Origin of the sequence: Rahnella sp. Larv3_ips, from assembly GCF_003697865.1 — a bacterium.
GTDB classification, from domain to species: domain Bacteria; phylum Pseudomonadota; class Gammaproteobacteria; order Enterobacterales; family Enterobacteriaceae; genus Rahnella; species Rahnella rivi.
The window spans coordinates 496,349-516,387 of sequence record NZ_MJIB01000003.1 but is presented as its reverse complement, the minus strand read 5'-3'; the positions used below and the strand labels follow the sequence as shown (position 1 = coordinate 516,387).

At 55.0% G+C, this 20,039-nt stretch carries 16 protein-coding genes; 11 read left to right on the top strand and 5 right to left on the bottom strand.

Annotated features, from left to right (window positions below):
- Window positions 1-36: 36 nt before the first annotated feature.
- The gene (gene plsB / locus ED901_RS02380; protein ID WP_056776028.1) at window positions 37-2,517 is read right to left on the bottom strand and encodes a glycerol-3-phosphate 1-O-acyltransferase PlsB; all 2,481 of its coding nucleotides are present in this window, start codon (window positions 2,515-2,517) and stop codon (window positions 37-39) included.
- 140 nt (window positions 2,518-2,657) lie between these two features.
- On the opposite strand from plsB, the gene ED901_RS02375 reads away from it, so the two are divergent.
- The 4 genes from ED901_RS02375 (at window position 2,658) to ED901_RS02360 (ending at window position 5,785) form a co-directional block, all read left to right on the top strand.
- Complete coding sequence (locus ED901_RS02375) at window positions 2,658-3,026, top strand: diacylglycerol kinase (protein WP_056776031.1); 369 nt, start codon at window positions 2,658-2,660, stop codon at window positions 3,024-3,026.
- Window positions 3,027-3,145: 119 nt separating this feature from the next.
- A complete protein-coding gene (lexA, locus tag ED901_RS02370; protein WP_056776034.1) occupies window positions 3,146-3,754 on the top strand; it encodes a transcriptional repressor LexA in 609 nt (202 codons plus the stop codon).
- A gap of 265 nt (window positions 3,755-4,019) precedes the next feature.
- The gene (gene dinF, locus ED901_RS02365; protein ID WP_122094565.1) at window positions 4,020-5,384 is read left to right on the top strand and encodes an MATE family efflux transporter DinF; all 1,365 of its coding nucleotides are present in this window, start codon (window positions 4,020-4,022) and stop codon (window positions 5,382-5,384) included.
- A gap of 191 nt (window positions 5,385-5,575) precedes the next feature.
- Window positions 5,576-5,785 carry a CsbD family protein gene (locus ED901_RS02360; RefSeq protein WP_056776037.1) on the top strand — a complete coding sequence of 70 codons (210 nt, stop codon included), beginning with the start codon at window positions 5,576-5,578 and terminating at the stop codon, window positions 5,783-5,785.
- A gap of 178 nt (window positions 5,786-5,963) precedes the next feature.
- On the opposite strand, the gene zur is transcribed toward ED901_RS02360, so the two are convergent.
- Window positions 5,964-6,473, bottom strand: coding sequence for a zinc uptake transcriptional repressor Zur (gene zur, locus ED901_RS02355; protein WP_056776039.1), 510 nt, complete (start codon window positions 6,471-6,473; stop codon window positions 5,964-5,966).
- Window positions 6,474-6,572: 99 nt separating this feature from the next.
- Window positions 6,573-7,760 (bottom strand): ROK family transcriptional regulator, encoded by a 1,188-nt coding sequence (locus ED901_RS02350; RefSeq protein WP_122094563.1) that lies wholly within the window; start codon window positions 7,758-7,760, stop codon window positions 6,573-6,575.
- 109 nt (window positions 7,761-7,869) lie between these two features.
- Between ED901_RS02350 and ED901_RS02345 the strand changes: the two genes are divergently transcribed.
- The 5 genes from ED901_RS02345 (at window position 7,870) to pspG (ending at window position 15,061) form a co-directional block, all read left to right on the top strand.
- Window positions 7,870-11,124 (top strand): DUF5107 domain-containing protein, encoded by a 3,255-nt coding sequence (locus tag ED901_RS02345; RefSeq protein ID WP_122094561.1) that lies wholly within the window; start codon window positions 7,870-7,872, stop codon window positions 11,122-11,124.
- A gap of 18 nt (window positions 11,125-11,142) precedes the next feature.
- Window positions 11,143-12,042 carry an aldose 1-epimerase gene (locus ED901_RS02340; protein WP_122094559.1) on the top strand — a complete coding sequence of 300 codons (900 nt, stop codon included), beginning with the start codon at window positions 11,143-11,145 and terminating at the stop codon, window positions 12,040-12,042.
- A gap of 9 nt (window positions 12,043-12,051) precedes the next feature.
- Entirely contained in the window at window positions 12,052-13,491 is a 1,440-nt protein-coding gene (locus ED901_RS02335) for a sugar porter family MFS transporter (protein WP_122094558.1), read from the top strand.
- A gap of 130 nt (window positions 13,492-13,621) precedes the next feature.
- Entirely contained in the window at window positions 13,622-14,632 is a 1,011-nt protein-coding gene (gene dusA, locus ED901_RS02330; protein WP_056776049.1) for a tRNA dihydrouridine(20/20a) synthase DusA, read from the top strand.
- 192 nt (window positions 14,633-14,824) lie between these two features.
- Window positions 14,825-15,061 carry an envelope stress response protein PspG gene (pspG, locus tag ED901_RS02325; protein WP_056776051.1) on the top strand — a complete coding sequence of 79 codons (237 nt, stop codon included), beginning with the start codon at window positions 14,825-14,827 and terminating at the stop codon, window positions 15,059-15,061.
- A gap of 379 nt (window positions 15,062-15,440) precedes the next feature.
- Here pspG and ED901_RS02320 read toward each other — a convergent pair whose 3' ends face one another.
- Complete coding sequence (locus ED901_RS02320; RefSeq protein WP_056776054.1) at window positions 15,441-16,424, bottom strand: quinone oxidoreductase; 984 nt, start codon at window positions 16,422-16,424, stop codon at window positions 15,441-15,443.
- 193 nt (window positions 16,425-16,617) lie between these two features.
- On the opposite strand from ED901_RS02320, the gene dnaB reads away from it, so the two are divergent.
- Window positions 16,618-18,024: a replicative DNA helicase gene (gene dnaB / locus ED901_RS02315; protein WP_056776056.1), complete on the top strand. Its 1,407-nt coding sequence runs from the start codon at window positions 16,618-16,620 to the stop codon at window positions 18,022-18,024.
- A 107-nt stretch (window positions 18,025-18,131) separates the two neighbouring features.
- Window positions 18,132-19,211, top strand: coding sequence for an alanine racemase (gene alr, locus ED901_RS02310; RefSeq protein WP_122094556.1), 1,080 nt, complete (start codon window positions 18,132-18,134; stop codon window positions 19,209-19,211).
- Between the two features lie 3 nt (window positions 19,212-19,214).
- Here alr and ED901_RS02305 read toward each other — a convergent pair whose 3' ends face one another.
- Window positions 19,215-19,994 (bottom strand): transporter substrate-binding domain-containing protein, encoded by a 780-nt coding sequence (locus ED901_RS02305; protein WP_056776060.1) that lies wholly within the window; start codon window positions 19,992-19,994, stop codon window positions 19,215-19,217.
- Between the last annotated feature and the right edge of the window lie 45 nt (window positions 19,995-20,039).

The window sequence follows — 20,039 nt, the reverse complement described above, 5'->3', positions numbered from 1 at the left end:
TTTGTTTTCTGCCATTCATCGCGTTACTGCGGGCGATCAGTGGTCAGTGTCGCGCACATCCATCTTAGGCTCAGCCGGAGGTTCCGTTGGCTGTGGCAGCTCTGAAGGCATACCGGCGCTCTCGATAGTGAGTTTGATATCCGGCGTCATCAGGTCACTCAGCATGATGTAAATCTCACGCGTTTGTTCCTGAATCGCATCCCCGCTATCGCTGATATAGCCTTCTGCGCGCAGAGTGCCGACCAGCGTCGAGAAGACGGCTTTATCGAAGAACTCAGGGGCATTGATGCCGTGCAACACTGACAGGCGCTGAGCCATAATCCGGCTCTCTTTTTCCAGCGCACCACGGTTGATGCTGGGATTCGTGGTGAGCAGCGAGAAGGTGATCGCATAACGTTGCAGCGTTTCACGCACACCCGCAGCCAGCAGTTGCAGCGTGCGGATACGCGCCGGGTTAAGCGATAACTCATCATCTTCCAGATGAATAATCTGCTGACGTGCCAGCTCAAGCGTCAGCACATCCAGCACCTGCGGCAGTTCGGCTTTGTCGAAATGCATAAACAGTTCAGCTTTCAGCATCGGATAAATCAGCTCAACCTGACGCAGTAATTCCGCGCGGCTAACCTGACGATGGTGCATCACAATGCTCGAAATCAGCGACGGCAACACCAGCATATGATGGATGTTGTTGCGGTAATACGTCATCAGCACGGCCTGTTCCCGCGGCAGAACGATGATGTCGCCAATGTTATCTTTTTCGACCTGGAACTTGTTCATGTTCAGCGCGTGATCGAGCAACTGATTAGCGGTCAGATCAGGCACGGTCGAATCCGCGTTATACGGCACATTGCGCAGCAATTGCAGATAACAGTCGATCTGTTCGGTCAGCTGTTCGCGGGTCAGTGAGCGCTGACGCGATGCCAGCAGCGCGGTACAACACAGGTTCATGGCGTTAGCCGCCGCTGAATTGTTGATACGCACCATAATCTGCTCAGCCAGATCCTGCACCGTTGGCGTCAGCCAGCTCGGACGTTGCGCTTCGATAGGGTCGATCGCTTCACGCCAGGTTGGTACGTTCTGGTTCAGGTAAGTGGTCAGATGCAGCGGCTCGCCGAAGTTCACATAACCCTGGCCGAGGTTGCGCAATTTACGCAGGCCATTGAGCATCTGGGTCAGGCTCTCTTTTTCTTTCGTCGCGCCGCGCAACTCTTTGGCGTAAGTGCCCACTTCCATCACGTGCTCGTAACCGATGTAAATCGGCACTAACGTAATCGGACGTGAACCGCCGCGCAGCATGGCCTGAATGGTCATTGCCAGCGTACCTGTTTTTGGCTCCAGCAGGCGTCCGGTGCGTGAACGGCCCCCTTCGACAAAGTATTCCACCGAGTAACCCCGGCTAAACAGTTCGCCCAGATATTCGCGGAAAACGGTCGAATACAGTTTGTTGCCTTTAAAGGTACGGCGAATGAAGAACGCGCCCAGACGGCGGAAAATCGGGCCGGCTGGCCAGAAATTCAGATTGATACCGGCAGCAATGTGCGGCGGCACCAGCCCCTGGTGATAAAGCACGTAAGACAACAGCAGGTAATCCATGTGGCTGCGGTGGCAGGGCACATACACGATTTCCTGTCCGTCTTGCGCTAACTGGCGGACGCGCTCGGCATTGTTGACGTTGATGCCCTTATACAGGCGGTTCCACGTCCAGCTCAGCACGCGGTCAGAAAGGCGCACGGCTTCATAAGAGAAGTTTGCGGCAATTTCTTCCATCAGTGCGATAGCGTTTTGCTGGGCTTTTTCGTGAGAAATTTTCTTGCTACGCGCTTCGTCTTCAATCGCTTTTTCGATGGCTTTAGAGGCCAGCAGCTTATTGAACAAATCCTGACGGGCAGGAAGACGAGGACCGACGGCCGCCAGACGCAGACGGGAGAAGTGCATACGCGCCACGCGGGCCAGTTTCTGTGCGATGGTTTTATCCGTCCCGTGCTCGGTCGCCATGTAGCGCAACGAAACGGTATTGGAGAAACGGACAAAGCTGTCGCGGCCCAGCCACAATACGGCGAAGAATTTCTGGATCCCGTTCAGCACGCGCAGATGCGGCGTGTCCTGACCTTCACGGCCTGGTGCCCGGCCGAACATCACCGAGACCGGCAACATCTGAATGTCTAATTCCGGGTTATTGCGGTGCAGGTCCAGATAGTCATGGAACAGCTTTACGGATTCCTGCTTCGGCGTGTAATACGAGAACACGCGCGGGCCTTCCGCGATAAACACGTGGCTTGGCAGCAGCGTTCCGTCGATATCCAGCGGGATCAGGGGATCGGGCAAATTCTGGGCGAGACACTGCGCACGCAGGGTCAGCAAATCTGCTTTGGAGTTATAAGGTAATACGTACAGGATCGGGCGCGTCGGGTCTAAGTGCAACTCGGTAACCGGATCTGTAGGTATGACTTTGCTCTTTACCAGCATCGAAAGCGGTAAATTCAATAATGTGTAATAAAGTCTACGCCAACCTGACATAAAAACGTGAAGCCTCTTGTTAGCCATTTCGCCGCAAGGATACCAGAAAGCTCAAATGAGATCTGTGGTGATGAGATACCATTAAACCGCTAAAATGCATCAAACACCCGAAGGACAACCCCTCAAGGATCAGTAACAGAATGGCGAACCAAGTCACTGGATTTACCCGAATTTATAAAGCAGCCGGTTACTCATGGAAAGGGCTGAAAGCGGCGTGGCAGAATGAAGCTGCCTTTCGTCAGGAAGCCAGCGCTGCTATCCCGTTAATTTTTCTCTCTTTCTGGTTCGATGTCAGCAGCATTGAACGCATCTTACTTATCGGCTCAGTGGTGCTGGTTTGCGTGGTCGAACTGCTCAACAGCGCCGTGGAATGTGCGATTGACCGCATCGGACCTGAGTTCCACGTTCTTTCTGGCCGTGCAAAAGATATTGGCTCGGCTGCCGTGCTGCTGACCATCATATTGGCGATTTTTGTCTGGGTCAGCATCTTTTGGCCGCGATGGTTCTGATTTGGAATCTGTCTTCCAGTAATCGTGCTTATGCACTGTTTTTATTCAATCTTAGGTTTTCATTGCCCGTTTAGCTGTATATACTCACAGCTAGACTGTATAAACAACCAGGGGGCGGAATGAAAGCTTTAACGACCAGACAACAAGAGGTCTATGACCTGATTCGCGATCATATCTCCACCACGGGTATGCCACCAACCCGCGCGGAGATTGCCGCTCGTCTTGGGTTCCGTTCCCCGAATGCTGCGGAAGAACATCTGAAAGCGCTGGCACGTAAAGGCGTGATCGAGATTGTTTCCGGCGCGTCACGCGGTATTCGTCTGCTGATGGAAGAAGAAGAAGGTTTACCGCTGATCGGCCGCGTTGCCGCCGGTGAACCTCTGCTCGCTCAGCAACATATCGAAGGGCATTATCAGGTTGATCCGGCGATGTTTAAGCCGAGCGCCGATTTCCTGCTGCGTGTCAGCGGTATGTCGATGCGTGATATCGGTATCCTCGACGGCGATTTACTGGCTGTTCATAAAACGCAGGACGTGCGTAATGGTCAGGTTGTCGTAGCCCGTATTGATGATGAAGTCACCGTGAAACGCCTGAAAAAACAGGGCAGCGTGGTGCAGTTATTGCCGGAAAACAGCGAGTTCCAGCCTATCGTGGTGGATTTACGTGAGCAGAATTTCAGTATTGAAGGGTTGGCCGTAGGCGTCATTCGCAACGGCGACTGGATTTAACCTTCGTACTTCGGGCTATCTCTGCGTTGGCTGCCTTCCCGAACCCTGGTCACATACTTGCGTATGCTCCCGGCGTTCGTTCAGTTGCCGCCTTGATGTAACTCGAATGACTGGGTCAAATTGTTGATCCAAAGGGTCATGTTTTTGATTTGCGGGTCGTGAGCCGCCTCTGACATACCGCTAAGCTTTAACGTTTCATCTCGTCGCCCCTCTCGGGGCGATGTCATTTACAGGCATATCCCGAACCTCCGGCATGAGATTCTCTATGCAACAACATTCCCTTCTGCAAAAGCTAAAACACACCTTTTTGAGCCCGACCGATAAAGCCCTCTGGATGCTCGCGCTACCGATGATTTTTTCTAATATCACCGTGCCGTTGCTGGGGTTAGTGGATACGGCAGTGATCGGTCATCTCGACAGCCCCGACTATCTTGGCGGCGTTGCGGTCGGTTCGATGATCACCACCTTCCTGTTTATGATGCTGCTCTTTCTGCGCATGAGTACCACCGGCATGACCGCTCAGGCGCTCGGTGCGCAAGACAACCTGTTGCTGGCCCGCGCGTTCGTACAACCCTTTCTTCTGGCCGTGCTCGCCGGTGTGGTGATTTTGCTTTTCCGCCATCCCCTGATGGAAGGCGCTTTTCACATCGTCGGCGGGAGCCAGTCTGTGCTTGAACAGGCGCGGCTTTTTCTGGAGATCCGCTGGTACAGTGCCCCCGCGTCTCTGGCAAATCTGGTGATTTTGGGTTGGCTGCTTGGTATCCAGTACGTGCGTGGGCCGGTAATGCTGCTGATTGCCGGTAATCTGCTCAATATCGTGTTGGATCTTTGGCTGGTGATAGGGCTTGGCTGGAATGTCCGTGGTGCCGCCACGGCCACGGCCTGCTCAGAATATTTCACGCTGTTTATCGGATTGTTTTTGGTCTGGCGCGTGATGCAGCGCCGGGGCATCAGTCCTGCGCTGTTAACCTCTGCCTGGCGCGGTGATCTGCGGCGGCTGTTAAGTCTTAACCGCGACATTATGCTGCGCTCACTGCTTCTTCAGCTGTGCTTTGCCTCACTGACCATTCTGGGTGCGCGTCTGGGCAGCCAGATTGTGGCGGTCAATGCCGTGTTGATGAATCTTCTGACCTTCACCGCTTTTGCGCTCGACGGTTTTGCTTACGCCATTGAAGCCCATTCAGGTGAGGCGTTTGGTGCCCGCAATCGCGAAAAATTGCTCAATGTCTGGCGTGCCGCATGCCGTCAGGCCGGGCTGGTCGCTCTGGCATTTGCACTGATATACGCGCTGACCGGTGAACAGATTATCAATGCGCTGACGTCATTACCGGAGCTGCGCCAGCTGGCCGATCGTTATCTTGGCTGGCAGATTGTTCTGCCGCTGGTGGCGGTGTGGTGTTACCTGCTCGACGGGATGTTTATCGGCGCCACGCGCGGAAGGGATATGCGTAACAGTATGGCGGTTGCTGCGCTGGGGTACGGGCTGACGCTGTTCACTTTGCCGATATTGGGTAACCACGCGCTTTGGCTGGCGCTGACGGTGTTCCTCGGATTACGTGGTATTGCACTGGGCTGGATATGGCACCGCTACTGGCAGCGCGACAGCTGGTTTTCATCGTCAGTTCACTGAATTAGCGGGCTTTTCAAACGGTGGGTAATCGCGGGTTGCCGTTATATCGTGCTTTGGAATAATCCTAATAATGGTTTTTATCCCTCCGATGGCAGGATAAATCGAAATTCTCTACTAACCTTTAAAGTGTTAAGCCCGAGCTGCAGCGGTAATCCGCAGCTCCACAACCCTAAGGTAACAGGAGATATTTTATGAATAAGGACCAAGCCGACGGTAACTGGAAGCAGTTTAAAGGCAAAGTAAAAGAAAAATGGGGCAAGCTGACCGATGATGACCTGACTGTCGTTGAAGGTAAACGCGATCAGCTGGTAGGGAAGATTCAGGAGCGTTACGGCTATCAGAAAGATCAGGCCGAAAAAGAGCTCAAAGATTGGGAATCAAGCAACAAATATCACTGGTAAAGCGCGACTCCCCCTCGCGTGTCAGTGACGTATCCTGAGATTTAGCTGCTCCTACCCGGAACGCTTCAGGATACGGGTACACGGATGTACCCAACTGCTTCACTGTACAAATTTGTGCAAAACATCCTTCACCTGAACATTTCACCCGCTAATGACCTTCCGCTTTAAACCCGACCCGTCAGCGTTTCTTCACCACAATTGAATGATCGTGATCGCAGTGATCGTGGCTTTCGCAGGTTTCAACGACTTTGCAGTCGCCGCACAAGCCATGCGCTTCGACCACGGAATGACGCAGTTCAAAACCCGAATCCAGTGCCAGTTTCGCTAAGCGTTCTTCGATGCCGTCAGTGGTTTTTTCGGTTACCAGCCCGCAGCGGTCGCAGATAAACAGCGCAGAGGTGTGGCTCGGCTCTTCGAAATGGTGGCACAGCACATAACTGTTGGCTGACTCGACCCGATGAATAAAGCCCTGTTCCAGCAGGAAATCCAGCGCCCGGTAAACGGTGGGCGGTTTAGCCTGTGGCTCGCTGACACGCAACAGATCCAGTAAATCATAGGCGCTGATCGCACCGGGTTGTTGCGCCATCAGACGCAGTACTTCCAGCCGCTGCGGGGTAAGGCGAACATTGCGCTGCTGGCAAAGTTCTTCAGCTTGTGAAAGTAATTTTTCCGGATTATTCAGGGTCATAGCAACGTTCTCTGAGCGCAGATGGGGGTCGATAAGCCACATCATGCGGCCATCATTGATTTTATCATGCTTCGGCCAAATCGACGAATTATGCGCCGTTCAGCCTGCCATCGCGTCCAGTGCCTTTTCCACATACAGATAGCCAATGCCCATAATTTGCTGCTCCCGGCTCAGCGTGCCCGGTGCAATATGCGTTGCCTGAGTTTTGACATGATCGGTACGGTCAAAAGGATTCAGGCCGCTTTGTGCGCAGACGGTTTTCAGCCAGGCATCACCAAAACCGCAACTGCGACCATAAAGATAAATGTGATTGATATTCAGAATGTTGAGGAAGTTATACAGGCTCAATCCCAGTGCGCGGGCGCCTTCCATCACCTGTTCGCAAATGGCGCTTTCGCCCTGATGATAGCGGTCGATCAGTTCCTGCGTTGAGGGCGTGCGGATGAAAGAGTCCGCAGGCTCGAGCAGACGTGCTTTTTTCTTTAATGCCGACAATGACGCCAGTGTTTCGAGGCAACCATACCGCCCGCAGGCGCAGCGGTCACCGTGAGGATCAACGATGGTATGGCCAATCTGTCCGCTGCCAAACAGATTGCCGCGATAGATTTTGTCGTTGATTACGAAAGAGGAACCAATGCCGTAATCGACATTGATCACGCAAAAATCCTGATGATTATTAGTATTTTGCCATTTCTCCGCCAGCGCAAGCATGATGCAATCATTATCCATCAGGATGTCGGTTTGCAGCTTTTCTTCCAGCAGATATTTAATCTCAATTTCACCGGTCCAGGGCGCCTGCGGCATCCGCTGTGACACGCCGGTGGTCGGATTGACCTGACCGTGGATCGCCAGCGCCAGCCGGATTTTCAGGCCGGGATAATTTTTCCGGTACTGATGAAAGCAGGCTTCGATTTGCGCCAGCAGCGCATCCGGCGTTTTGACTGAAATTTCCGTCATCTGATATCCACTCAGCGGCAAAACCAGCCTGCTGACCAGAATACTTTCGATGCGGTAAGGCGTGATATTCAGGCACAGCACGGCGCTGCCGTCGGTGGCTATCTGATAACTGCCGCCACCCAGCCCGCGCGTGTGTAAATTCACCGGACTGTGGATGATCAATCCGTCACGTTGCAGATCGTCGAGGATCTTGCTGACCGCCGGGATCGACAGACGGGAAAGCCTGGCAAGCGTGGATTTACTGGCATTTTTCTCTCGGTACAGCGGCGTCATCAGCACCTGTTTATTGAACTGGCGCAGCCGCAGATTATTCAACCCGACCTCGGACATTTACTCAACCCCGTTTACTGAATTGCGTGACCGTAGCAAATTCCCCGCCCCGGTACGCTGCGTAGAATCCCGGAATTGATATTTCAGACTGGCGTACTGAGGGGAAATCATGAGCACAGCAGTAAAAGTCTGGCAGGAAGCGGTCGAACTGCCGACCTGGCTGACAGGAAAGCAGGACACGCACCCGATGTTTCTGGCGCACCGGGTTTATCAGGGCTCTTCCGGTGCGGTCTATCCGTACGGCGTGACGGATACGCTGACCGGTGAAAAGGTCATGAAAACCTATCAGGCGCTGTATCTGGAAAATGATTATCTAAAAATCATGCTGTTACCGGAACTGGGTGGCCGTGTTCACCGCGCCTGGGACAAAATCAAACAGCGTGATTTTGTCTACTACAACGACGTCGTGAAACCCGCGCTGGTCGGCTTACTCGGGCCGTGGATTTCAGGCGGTATCGAATTTAACTGGCCGCAGCATCACCGTCCGACCACTTTTATGCCGGTGGATTTCACCGTACAGGCGCACGATAACGGCGCTCAAACCGTTTGGATGGGCGAAGTGGAACCGATGCGCGGCCTGCAGGTCATGACCGGTTTTACCCTCTTTCCCGATAAAGCGCTGCTGGAAATCAGTGCCAAAATTTACAACGGCAACCCGACGCCACGCCATTTCCTGTGGTGGGCCAATCCGGCAGTCACCGGCGGAGACGGTCATCAGAGCGTATTTCCGCCCGATGTCACCGCCGTTTTCGACCACGGTAAACGCGATGTGTCTTCCTTCCCGATCGCCACCGGCACCTACTACAAAGTGGATTATTCGGCGGGCGTGGATATCTCGCGCTACAAAAACATTCCTGTCCCGACGTCCTACATGGCCGATAAGTCTGACTATGACTTCGTCGGCGCGTATGACCACGATCAGCAGGGCGGATTGCTGCATATCGCTGACCATCACGTATCGCCGGGCAAAAAGCAGTGGACCTGGGGCAACTGCGATTTCGGCCGCGCGTGGGATCGCAACCTGACCGATAACAACGGGCCTTACATCGAGCTGATGACCGGCGTATTCACCGACAATCAGCCGGATTTCACCTGGCTGGATGCTTACGAGGAGAAGTGTTTCGTTCAGAACTTCCTGCCTTACAGCGACCTTGGCACGGTGCAGAATGCCTCTGAGCAGGCGGTGATCAAACTTGAACGTCACGGGCAAACACTGGCGTGGGGCATTTACGCCGTCAGCCCGTTAATGGCCGCGCGAATTGAGATTGCTTCTGAGGATGGCACGCAAATTCTGCTGGAAAAGGACATCACTTTGCAGCCGGGCGACGTGCTTCAGGGCGAACTGAGCGGAGAATTCCCGTCGCGCCTGCGGCTGCGTTTGCGCGATGAGCAGGGGCATGAACTGTTGTCCTATCTGGAGCATCAGGCCAGTGAAACGCCGTTACCGTCGCCTGCCAGCGCGCCATTGCCCGCGCAGGACATCACTTCTGCCGACGAAGCCTGGTTTATCGGCCAGCATCTTGAGCAATACAACCATGCCAGCCAGGGAGCGGTGAATTATTACCGGCGCGGGGTGGAACTGGATCCACTGGATTACCGCTGCAATCTGGCGCTGGCTACGCTCAGCTACAATCAGGCGAATTTCAGTCAGGTGCTGGCGTTTGCTGATGCGGCGCTGAGCCGGGCGCACCGGCTGAATAAGAATCCGCAATGCGGTCTGGCGAGCCTCGTCCGTGCGAATGCCCTTGAGCAAACCGGCGATGTTGATGCGGCTTTTGACAGTTATTACCGCGCGGTCTGGAGCGGGAACGCCAAATCCGGGGGCTTCTTCGGCCTGGCGCGGATTGCCACCCGCCGCGGGCAGTACCCGCAGGCACTGAATTTTTGCGAGCAGGGGCTGGCGACGCAGGCCAACCATTACGGTCTGATTGGCCTGAAAGCCACCTTGCTGTGCCTGATGAATCAGGGCGCCCGGACTTATATCGAAGAACATTTACAACGCTATCCGCTGCATTACCTGCTGCACTTCCTGCGTTATCACCTTTCTCGTGATGCGCAATCAGCCGCGCAGTTGCGGGATGTCACCGGGCAGCGTGGTGAAAACGCCATGAATATTGCTGATCAGCTGACCGCTTGCGGGCTGGATGCGATGGCACTCGACGCGCTGAACGCCGTCAACAACCAGGAAACACTGCCGCTGTATTTGCAGGCTTCCCTGCAAAAAGAAGGGCGCGAGGCATTGTGTCTGGCGGCGCGAAAGGCTTTTCCGCAGCATGTCCGTTTCCCGCAATGGCTGGCGGAAGTGCGTATGCTTGCGGCTTTTCCTGATGACGCTTTTGCCCTGCACTTGCTGGCCTCTTTCCATTACAGCAAAGGCAATACACAAACGGCAGTGGCCTGCTGGAAGCGTTGTCTGGAGCTGGAACCTGACTTTGCGGATGCATGGCGCGGGCTGGGGATTGATGCGTGGAACCAGAAGCAGGACGCCGCCGAAGCGCGCCGCTGTCTGGAAGAGGCGTGCCGGCTACAGCCGCAGGATGCGCGGCTGTTATTTGAATCTGATCTGCTTAATCGTCTGACCGGCGTAGCGCCGCAAATCCGTCTGGCGCGGCTCGAGAAAGTGCTGCCCGTCGCCACGCAGCGCGACGACCTGACCGCTGAACTGCTCAGTTTATATCACCAGTGCGGTCAGCTACAGGCGGCAAGGGCGCTGCTGGCCGACCGGAAATTTCATCCGTGGGAAGGCGGTGAAGGGCGCATCACCGGCCAGTATCTGCTGAACAAACAGTTGCTGGCGTTTGATTATCTCAACAGCGGAGATGTGGTTGCCGCGCAGACGCTTTTACTGTCCGCGCTGGAATACCCGCAAAACCTCAGCGAAGGGCGGCTGGTCGGGCAAACGGATAACGATATCTGCTTCTGGCTGGGCATTTGCGCGCAAAAACTTCAGCAGCATAAACAGGCGCAGGCATGGTTTGAGCGTGCCGCCGCGGGCGACAAAGGGATTGGCGAGCGGCGTTATTACAACGATCAGCCGGTGGATTATGTGTTCTATCAGGGCATGGCGCTGCGCAAACTTAACGATGTGGTGCAAAGCCGTCAGGTCTTCCGGCAAATGCTGGAATGGGCGGAAAGCGCGGCGGATCAGCCTGTCCACGCCGATTTCTTCGCGGTGTCCTTACCGGATTTAGTGGTGCTGACCAGCGATCGCCAGAAAGAACATCGCATTCACTGTCTTCTGGTGAAAGCGCTGGCGCTGCGCGGTCTGGAAGACGAAGCCTTTGCTGATGTGTTGCAGCAAATCTTCGCGCTGGATCCTGCCTGTGGCAAAGCGCATCTCTTCTCGCAGTTGCCGGATTGCTGAGTGAAGGAGAAGAGAAAAATGCCGCTGTATTTCCTGGAGAATCATTACCTTGCAATGACCGTGTCGCCCTCGGGCGGCACCCTCTTGCAACTGCTGGCAAAGCGGACGGACGGCAATCTCCATCTGCTGCGCCCGTCAGTGTTGAGTGAGGAAACCCCCGCCGCAGAATCGGCGTGTTTTCCGCTTCTGCCTTTTGGTAACCGACTGAAAGGCAATGCTTTTGATTTTGAAGACCGTCACTACACGCTGCCGCCCAACACCAGGGACGCGCACTATCTGCATGGTGATGGCTGGCTGGGAAACTGGCAATGCATTTTCCAGAGTGAGAGCGCGCTGACGCTGGCCTTTACGCATCACAGCGACAGTTACTGCTACCGTGCGGAGCAGCATTTTTCTTTGCAGGACAGCAGGCTGGATATGCGTCTGCGCATCACGAATCAGGGGGCAGATTCGTTGCCTTTCGGGCTGGGATGGCATCCGTTTTTCCTGCTCAGCGAAACCACACTTTTACAGGCTAACGCGTCCGGTTACTGGCAGGAGGACGCGCAGTGGCTGGCGGGCAAACATCATCATGAACTGCCCGCCGGTCTGGATTTCTGCACGCCAAAGCCGCTTCCCCGCCGCTGGGTAAATAATGGTTTTTCCGGCTGGGATGGCAAGGCAGAGATTGTCTGGCCTGAATCCGGCCATCAGCTTCGGCTGACGACATCTCCGGAATGCCCGGTATTTTTCCTGTTTATCTCCGACAGCCGTTTCGACCCCGGCTATCAGCACGACTTCTTCTGCTTTGAACCCATGACCCATGCGGCAAATGATCATCATCTGCCACAGGGTGGCTCGCTGCGGGTGTTATCGCCCGGCGAATCTCTGACACAGCACATGTCGCTGTACAGCGCGACGATTAACATCCCGGAATGAGGAATGCTTATGTCTGATTCAAAAGCTTTAAATATGCCCTACGTGTGGATGATTTGTCTGGTGGCTGCCTGCGGCGGCTTACTGTTTGGCTATGACTGGGTGGTGATCGGCGGAGCCAAACCTTTCTACGAGGCGTATTTTGGCATCACCGACGCGGCAATGTCCGGCTGGGCGATGAGCTCCGCGCTGCTGGGCTGCGTGCTGGGCGCGGCGGGTTCTGGCACGCTTTCCGACCGCTACGGACGCCGCCTGCCTCTGATTATCGCCGCCGTGCTTTTCACCGCCTCGGGTGTCGGTACGGCGCTGGCTGACAGCTTTAACAGCTTTGTTTTCTGGCGGATCGTCGGCGGCGTCGGCATTGGTCTGGCGTCCGCGCTGGCACCGGTTTACATCGCTGAAATCAGTCCGGCAGAAAAACGCGGGCGCTTTGTGGCGGTGAATCAGCTGACGATTGTGCTCGGTGTGCTGGCCGCGCAGCTTATCAATCTGATGATTGCCGAACCGGTCGCCTCAGCCGCCGTGCAGGCGGATATTTTACAAAGCTGGAACGGTCAGACCGGCTGGCGCTACATGTTTGGTGCCGAAGCCATCCCGGCCGCCATCTTCCTGGCCCTGATGTTTGTGGTGCCGGAATCCCCACGCTGGCTGGCGAAAGCTAACCGCTATACTCAGGCGGAAAAAGTGCTGCAACGCATCGGTTCAGTGGAATACGCCCGCGAGACCCTGGCGGATATCCGCCGTTCACTGGGCTCGGAAAACCAGAAAGTGCCGTTTTCCGCGCTGTGGGAGCCACGCGTCAGGCCTGTGGTGCTGATGGGCATTGTGCTGGCGGTTTTCCAGCAATGGTGCGGGATCAACGTGATATTCAACTATGCGCAGGAGATTTTTGCCTCTGCCGGATTTGATATCAACGATACCCTGAAATCGATTGTTGCCACCGGCCTCATCAACCTGATCTTTACCCTGCTGGCGCTGCCGCTGGTGGACAGAATTGGCCGCCGTCGCCTGATGCAGCTGGGTTCTGCGGGGCTGACGGTGATTTATATTTTGATCGGGCTGTCCTACTCGTTTGGTGTCACGGGCCTGCCGGTGTTGCTGCTGGTGCTGGTGGCGATCGCCATTTATGCCATGACGCTGGCGCCGGTGACCTGGGTATTGCTGTCTGAAATTTTCCCTAACCGGGTGCGCGGTAACGCGATGGCGGTGGGCACGCTGGCATTGTGGATCGCCTGTTTCCTGCTGACCTACACCTTCCCGCTGATGAACGCGGCGCTGGGGGCGGCGGGCAGTTTCTTCATCTACGCCGTGATCTGTCTGGCTGGCTGGATTTTCATTCAGTGCAAAGTGCCGGAAACCCGGGGGGTGACGCTCGAAGTGCTGGAACAGCGCCTCAGCCGTACCGATGCCGAGCGGAAAGCCGAAAAAGCGGTGGCCTCAGAAAGCCACTAAACCCCGCAAGATGCCGAATCTTTGTTCTGTGGTATAATCAGCGATTACCTTCCCTCTGGCCGCCGCGCCGGAGGGAGTGCCGCAAACTCCTTCAGCGAATGTCAGGTCGATGTCAGAAACTCAACACGCAATGCCCCAAACTACTCCGTTTTCCGCCCAGCGTTTTTCCGTTGCGCCGATGCTCGACTGGACCGATCGTCACTGCCGCCATTTTCACCGGCTGATGACCGGCCAGACGCTGCTGTACACCGAAATGGTCACCACCGGCGCGATTATTCACGGTAAAGGGGATTATCTCGGGTTTGGCGACGCTGAACATCCGGTGTCGTTGCAGCTTGGCGGCAGCAATCCGGCTGATCTGGCGCATTGTGCGAAACTGGCGGAAGAGCGCGGTTATGACGAGATTAACCTGAACGTCGGTTGCCCGTCGGATCGCGTACAAAACGGTATGTTTGGTGCCTGTCTGATGGGGCAGGCGTCACTGGTCGCTGACTGCATCAAAGCCATGCGTGACGTGGTTTCTATTCCGGTTACGGTCAAAACCCGCATTGGCATTGACGATCAGGACAGCTACGAATTCCTGTGTGATTTCATCCGCCAGGTGTCAGAAAATGGCGGCTGCGATACGTTCATTATCCATGCGCGCAAAGCCTGGCTTTCCGGCCTCAGCCCGAAAGAAAACCGTGAAATCCCACCGCTGGATTACCCGCGTGTGTATCAGCTCAAGCGTGATTTTCCGCATCTGACGATGGCGGTAAACGGCGGCATCAAAACCCTTGAAGAAGCCAAAACGCACCTGCAATTTATGGATGGCGTGATGGTCGGTCGCGAGGCTTACCAGAATCCGGGCATGTTGCTGAATGTCGATCGCGAGCTGTTTGGCTCTGATGCACCGCTGAAAACCGGGCCGGACATCATCCGTGCGCTGTATCCGTATATCGACGCGGAGCTGAGTAAAGGCACCTATCTCGGCCACATTACCCGCCACATTCTTGGCTTGTTCCAGGGCGTGCCGGGTGCGCGTCAGTTCCGTCGCCATCTCAGCGAGAATGCGCATAAAGCAGGCGCGGGTATTGATGTGGTGGAACAGGCGTTGCAGATGGTGGCTCATCAGCAGCAGGAAGTCGCGGCGCAGGCCTGAAAACGGGGTGAGTAAAATTACTATCTGTTAGTCAAAATCACTATCTTTCCGCAGGCCGTCCGCGCCTGCGGGATATTCTCTTCCTTATATTTCAATGCATTATCTGTCAGAGCCAGTTGGCACGTTTCTTGTAATAGTGATCAGGGTTTTGACAACAGGTCTTAACACCCTTCGCTTATTAAGGAGCACCCGATGCTGGAAATTCTCTTTGTGCTTGGCTTTTTCTTTGTGCTGATGGTGACCGGCGTGTCTTTGCTGGGGATGGCTGCCGCACTGATTGTCGCGTTTGCGCTGATGATGCTCGGCGGGTTCCTGGCGATTGTTATTAAAATGTTGCCATGGTTAGTTTTGGCCGTGGTCGCGGTCTGGATTTACCGGGCATTTTTCCGCGCGGATGAGCCAAAATACCGCCGCCGTCGCTTACCCTGATAACAATTTCTAATTAGTCGTTATTGTAACCGCATGAAATCATGATGATTGCTGGCTGTGTTTTGAGCGCAAAAAAATGTAACTGTTGCATCAATAACTTTTGCTTATGTGCTAGCGATCACAAGCTGGATCAGAAAGTGCGGTCAAAAGTTATAAATCATATTTTTTAACATGGGTGACTGTTAGGATGACATTCATACGTGGTCAGCAGGCCATAAACTGAATTCATCAAGTCCGATGAGGTACACAATAGTCGCTTAAGTGACACCACCCTTCGGATTTACCTGGCAGTACCCTACGGCAGTACCCGTCTGACATCAGAGGTCGTCTGGATCAGACAGTAAGAAAGGCTTCCATATTCTGGAAGCCTTTTTTGCATTTAAGGGATCAGTAAGCTCGATCCCTGCGTCACCCGGCTCTCCAGCGTTTCATGCGCGCGTTGGGCTTCTGAGAGCGGGAATTTTTGCGCGTCGCTGACGTCCACTTTTATCGCGCCGCTGGCGATCAGTGAAAACAGCTCGCTGCTGGCTTCGGCCAGTTCTTCACGGTTAGTCACGTAGCCATTCAGGGAAGGGCGCGTGACAAACAGTGAACCTTTCTGATTGAGGATCGCCAGATCCACGCCTTTTACCGGGCCGGAGGCGTTGCCGAAACTCACCAGCAAACCGCGGCGTTTCAGGCTGTTCAGTGATTTCTCAAACGTGTCTTTGCCGACGGAATCGTAAACCACCCCGACTTTTTCGCCGTCAGTCAGTTCTGCCACGCGGGTGGCGATATCTTCTTTCTGATAATTAATCGTTGCCCAGGCACCGGCCTGTTTGGCGCGTTCCGCTTTCTCGTCAGACCCCACGGTACCGATCAACTTCACGCCTAACGCTTTTGCCCACTGGCAGGCAATCAGCCCAACGCCACCGGCTGCGGCGTGGAACAGAATGGTTTCGCCGGCCTGCACTTCGTGGGTTTTGCGCAGTAAATAATACACCGTCAGCCCTTTCAAAAAGGACGCTGCCGCCTGCTCGAAACTGATGGCTTCCGGCAGCAGGGCGATTTTTTCCTGCGGCACGTTATGGAATTCGCTGTATGCGCCCAGCGCAGACTGCGCGTACACCACGCGATCGCCCGGCTGGATGCCGGTCACGCCGCTGCCCACTTTGCTGACCACGCCAGCGGCTTCGGTGCCTAATCCGGCCGGGAAACTGGCCGGCGGATACAGGCCGCTGCGCACATAGGTATCAATATAATTAATGCCGATGGCTTTGTTTTCGACCTGCACTTCACCTGCCTGCGGGTCTTGTGGCTGATAATCAACATATTGCAGAACGTCGGGTGTACCTGTTTCAGAAAACTGGATGCGCTTTGCCATGCTTTTCCCTCGTGATGGAGTCTGATTTCAACCCTAGGCTAAATGCCGGGGACAATCCAGATTTTAGGCACAGCGGGTTAATACCCTTTTGAAATGAGACATGACAACCTATACTAACGCGCTAGTCTGGCTTTGGTTTTCCACAGGCCCGACGCTCACAAAACAGGCGCTTAGAGCAGGAAGTAACCCACAGATGGCAGCAAAAAAACCGACCTATCAACAGAACGAAACCCGCGATCGCCAGATGGAAGGCCTCAAGCTTCCGCCGCATTCGCTGGAAGCAGAGCAATCCGTTCTGGGCGGGCTGATGCTGGACAACGAACGCTGGGATAACGTCGCCGAGCGCGTGGTCAGCAATGATTTTTTCAGCAGGCCGCACCGTCTGATTTTTACCGAAATGCAGCGTTTGCTGGAAATGAGCAAACCGATCGACCTGATTACGCTGTCTGAATCTCTTGAGCAAAAAGGGGATCTGGACTCGGTCGGCGGCTTCGCCTATCTGGCAGAACTCTCAAAAAATACCCCAAGTGCGGCCAACATCGGCGCTTACGCGGATATCGTGCGCGAACGTGCCGTTGTGCGCGAAATGATTTCCGTCGCCAATGAAATTGCCGATGCCGGTTACGATCCGCAGGGCCGCAGCAGCGAAGACCTGCTGGATTTAGCCGAATCCCGCGTATTCCAGATCGCCGAAAGCCGCGCCAGTAAAGACGAAGGCCCGAAAAGCATCGACCGCATTCTGGAAAGCACCGTTTCCCGTATCGAAGAACTGTTCCAGCGCCCGCACGACGGCGTGACCGGTGTGTCTACCGGCTATGCGGATCTCGACAAGAAAACCGCGGGTCTGCAAAAATCGGATCTGATTATCGTGGCGGCGCGTCCGTCGATGGGTAAAACCACGTTTGCGATGAATCTCGCCGAAAACGCCGCGATGATGCAGGATAAACCGGTGTTAATCTTCAGTCTTGAGATGCCCGGCGACCAGATCATGATGCGTATGCTGGCGTCGCTTTCCCGCGTCGACCAGACCAAAATCCGTACCGGTCAGCTTGATGACGAAGACTGGGCGCGTATTTCCAGCACCATGGGCATTCTGCTCGAAAAACGTAACATGTATATCGATGACTCCTCCGGCCTGACGCCTACCGAAGTCCGTTCGCGTGCGCGACGTATTTTCCGTGAGCACGGCGGCCTGAGCCTGATCATGATCGACTACCTCCAGCTGATGCGCGTTCCGGCACTGTCCGATAACCGTACGCTGGAAATCGCCGAAATCTCCCGCTCGCTCAAAGCGCTGGCGAAAGAGTTGCAGGTGCCGGTGGTGGCGCTGTCGCAGCTGAACCGAAGCCTGGAGCAGCGCGCCGATAAACGCCCGGTCAACTCCGACTTGCGTGAATCCGGCTCCATCGAGCAGGACGCCGACTTGATCATGTTCATCTACCGTGACGAGGTTTATCACGATAACAGTGAAGAAAAAGGCATCGCGCAAATCATCCTCGGTAAACAACGTAACGGCCCGATCGGTACCGTCCGTCTGACCTTTAACGGCCAGTGGTCGCGCTTCGACAATTACGGTGGACCGCAATACGACGAGGATTAACCTCCCGGTTTTGAATTTATCCCTCCCCGTTCACATGGGGAGGTCAGGTGGGGTTTGGTTCTCCACCCGGCTATCAAAAAATCTCAATTTCATGCAAAGGACTCAAAATGAAAGCGGCTACGGCTGTCATTGATCGCCGCGCTATGCGACACAATCTGCAACGGGTACGTCATCTGGCACCACAAAGTCGTCTGGTTGCGGTAGTGAAAGCAAACGCTTATGGGCACGGTCTGCTGGAGACGGTGCACAGCTTGCAGGACGCCGATTTTTACGGCGTCTCCCGGCTCAGTGAAGCGTTATCGCTGCGTAAGGCCGGGATTGTGAAACCCATTCTGCTGCTCGAAGGTTTCTTTTCCGCCAGCGAATTGCCGCTTCTGGTGGAGCATCAGTTGCATACCGCCGTACACAGTCACGAACAGATCGAGGCGCTGGAAAACGCGCAACTGACCGCGCCCCTCAACGTCTGGCTGAAAATTGACACCGGTATGCACCGTCTGGGCGTTCAGCCGGCGCAGGCCGATGCGTGTTATCAGCGTCTGAGTGCCTGTCAGAACGTGGTTCAGCCGGTGAATATGATGAGCCATTTTTGCCGCGCCGATGAGCAGCAAAGCGATGCCACACCGAAACAGATGCGCTGTTTCACGGACGTTACCTCAGGTAAACCGGGGCTGAAATCCATCGCGGCCTCCGGCGGGATCTTGCTGTGGCCGCAGTCGCATCTGGATTTGGTGCGTCCGGGTATTATCCTTTACGGCGTGTCGCCGATGGAAACCGGCGACGCCAGTGATTTTGGTTTACAGCCGGTGATGACGCTCACGTCGAGCCTGATCGCCGTGCGTGAACATGCCGCCGGTGAGCCGGTGGGTTACGGCAGCACCTGGGTCAGCGAGCGTGACACCCGCCTTGGCGTGGTGGCGATGGGGTATGGCGACGGTTATCCGCGCAGCGCACCCAACGGCACACCGGTGCTGGTGAATGGCCGCATTGTGCCGATTGCCGGACGCGTCTCGATGGATATGATCACCGTCGATTTAGGGCCGCAAGCCACGGACAACGTCGGTGATGAAGTGATTTTCTGGGGCAAAGCGTTACCGGCGGAGCGCGTTGCTGCGGCCACCGGCATCAGTGCTTACGAACTTATCACTCAGCTGAGCGAACGCGTTACCCGCCAGTACATCGGTGATTAAGACTTACTTCTTCACCGCCAGCCACTGGCTGACAACCTTCTGATAGTCGCCGGTGGCTTTACTCAGGTGCAGCCACTGGTCGACATACATCTTCCAGCTCACATCATCACGCGGCAACATGTAGGCTTTCTCGCCATATTGCAGCGGCTTCTTCGGATTCACCGCACACAGTTTCGGATAGCGTTTTTGCTGGTACAACGCTTCGGACGCATCGGTGATCATCACGTCTGCTTTCTTATCCACCAGCTTCTGGAAGATGGTCACGTTATCGCTGAGTGTCAGCGAGCCTTTTGGCAGATGGCTGTGAACGAAGGCTTCATTGGTGCCGCCCGCCGGTTCGATCAGGCGAACCGAAGGCGTATTCAGCTGGGCGACCGTCTGATATTTACGCACGTCTTCACAACGCACCAGCGGGATTTTGCCATCCTGATCCAACACGTTGGCGAACCAGGCTTTCTGCTGGCGCTTGAGCGTGACCGAAATCCCGCCCATGGCGATATCACAATGCCCGGCGGTCATCTCATCCATCAGTGATTTCCAGGTGACCGGCACCCAGTTCACTTTCACGTCCAGACTGGCCGCCAGCGATTCCGCCATGGCGATATCAATGCCTTCGTACTGGCCGTTTTCTTTCAAAAAAGTATAGGGTTTATAGTCGCCGGTGGTGCAGACATTCAGCGAGCCTTTCTGAATAACGCGCTCAAGATGTGAGGATGTGGCGTCTGCCATTGCCAGCGTGGGGAAAAGGGCGAGCAGGGCGAGAGGGGTGAAGATCTTTTTCATTATTCTGTCCTTGCGATGAAATCATTCTGTTTGCAATTAATCTGC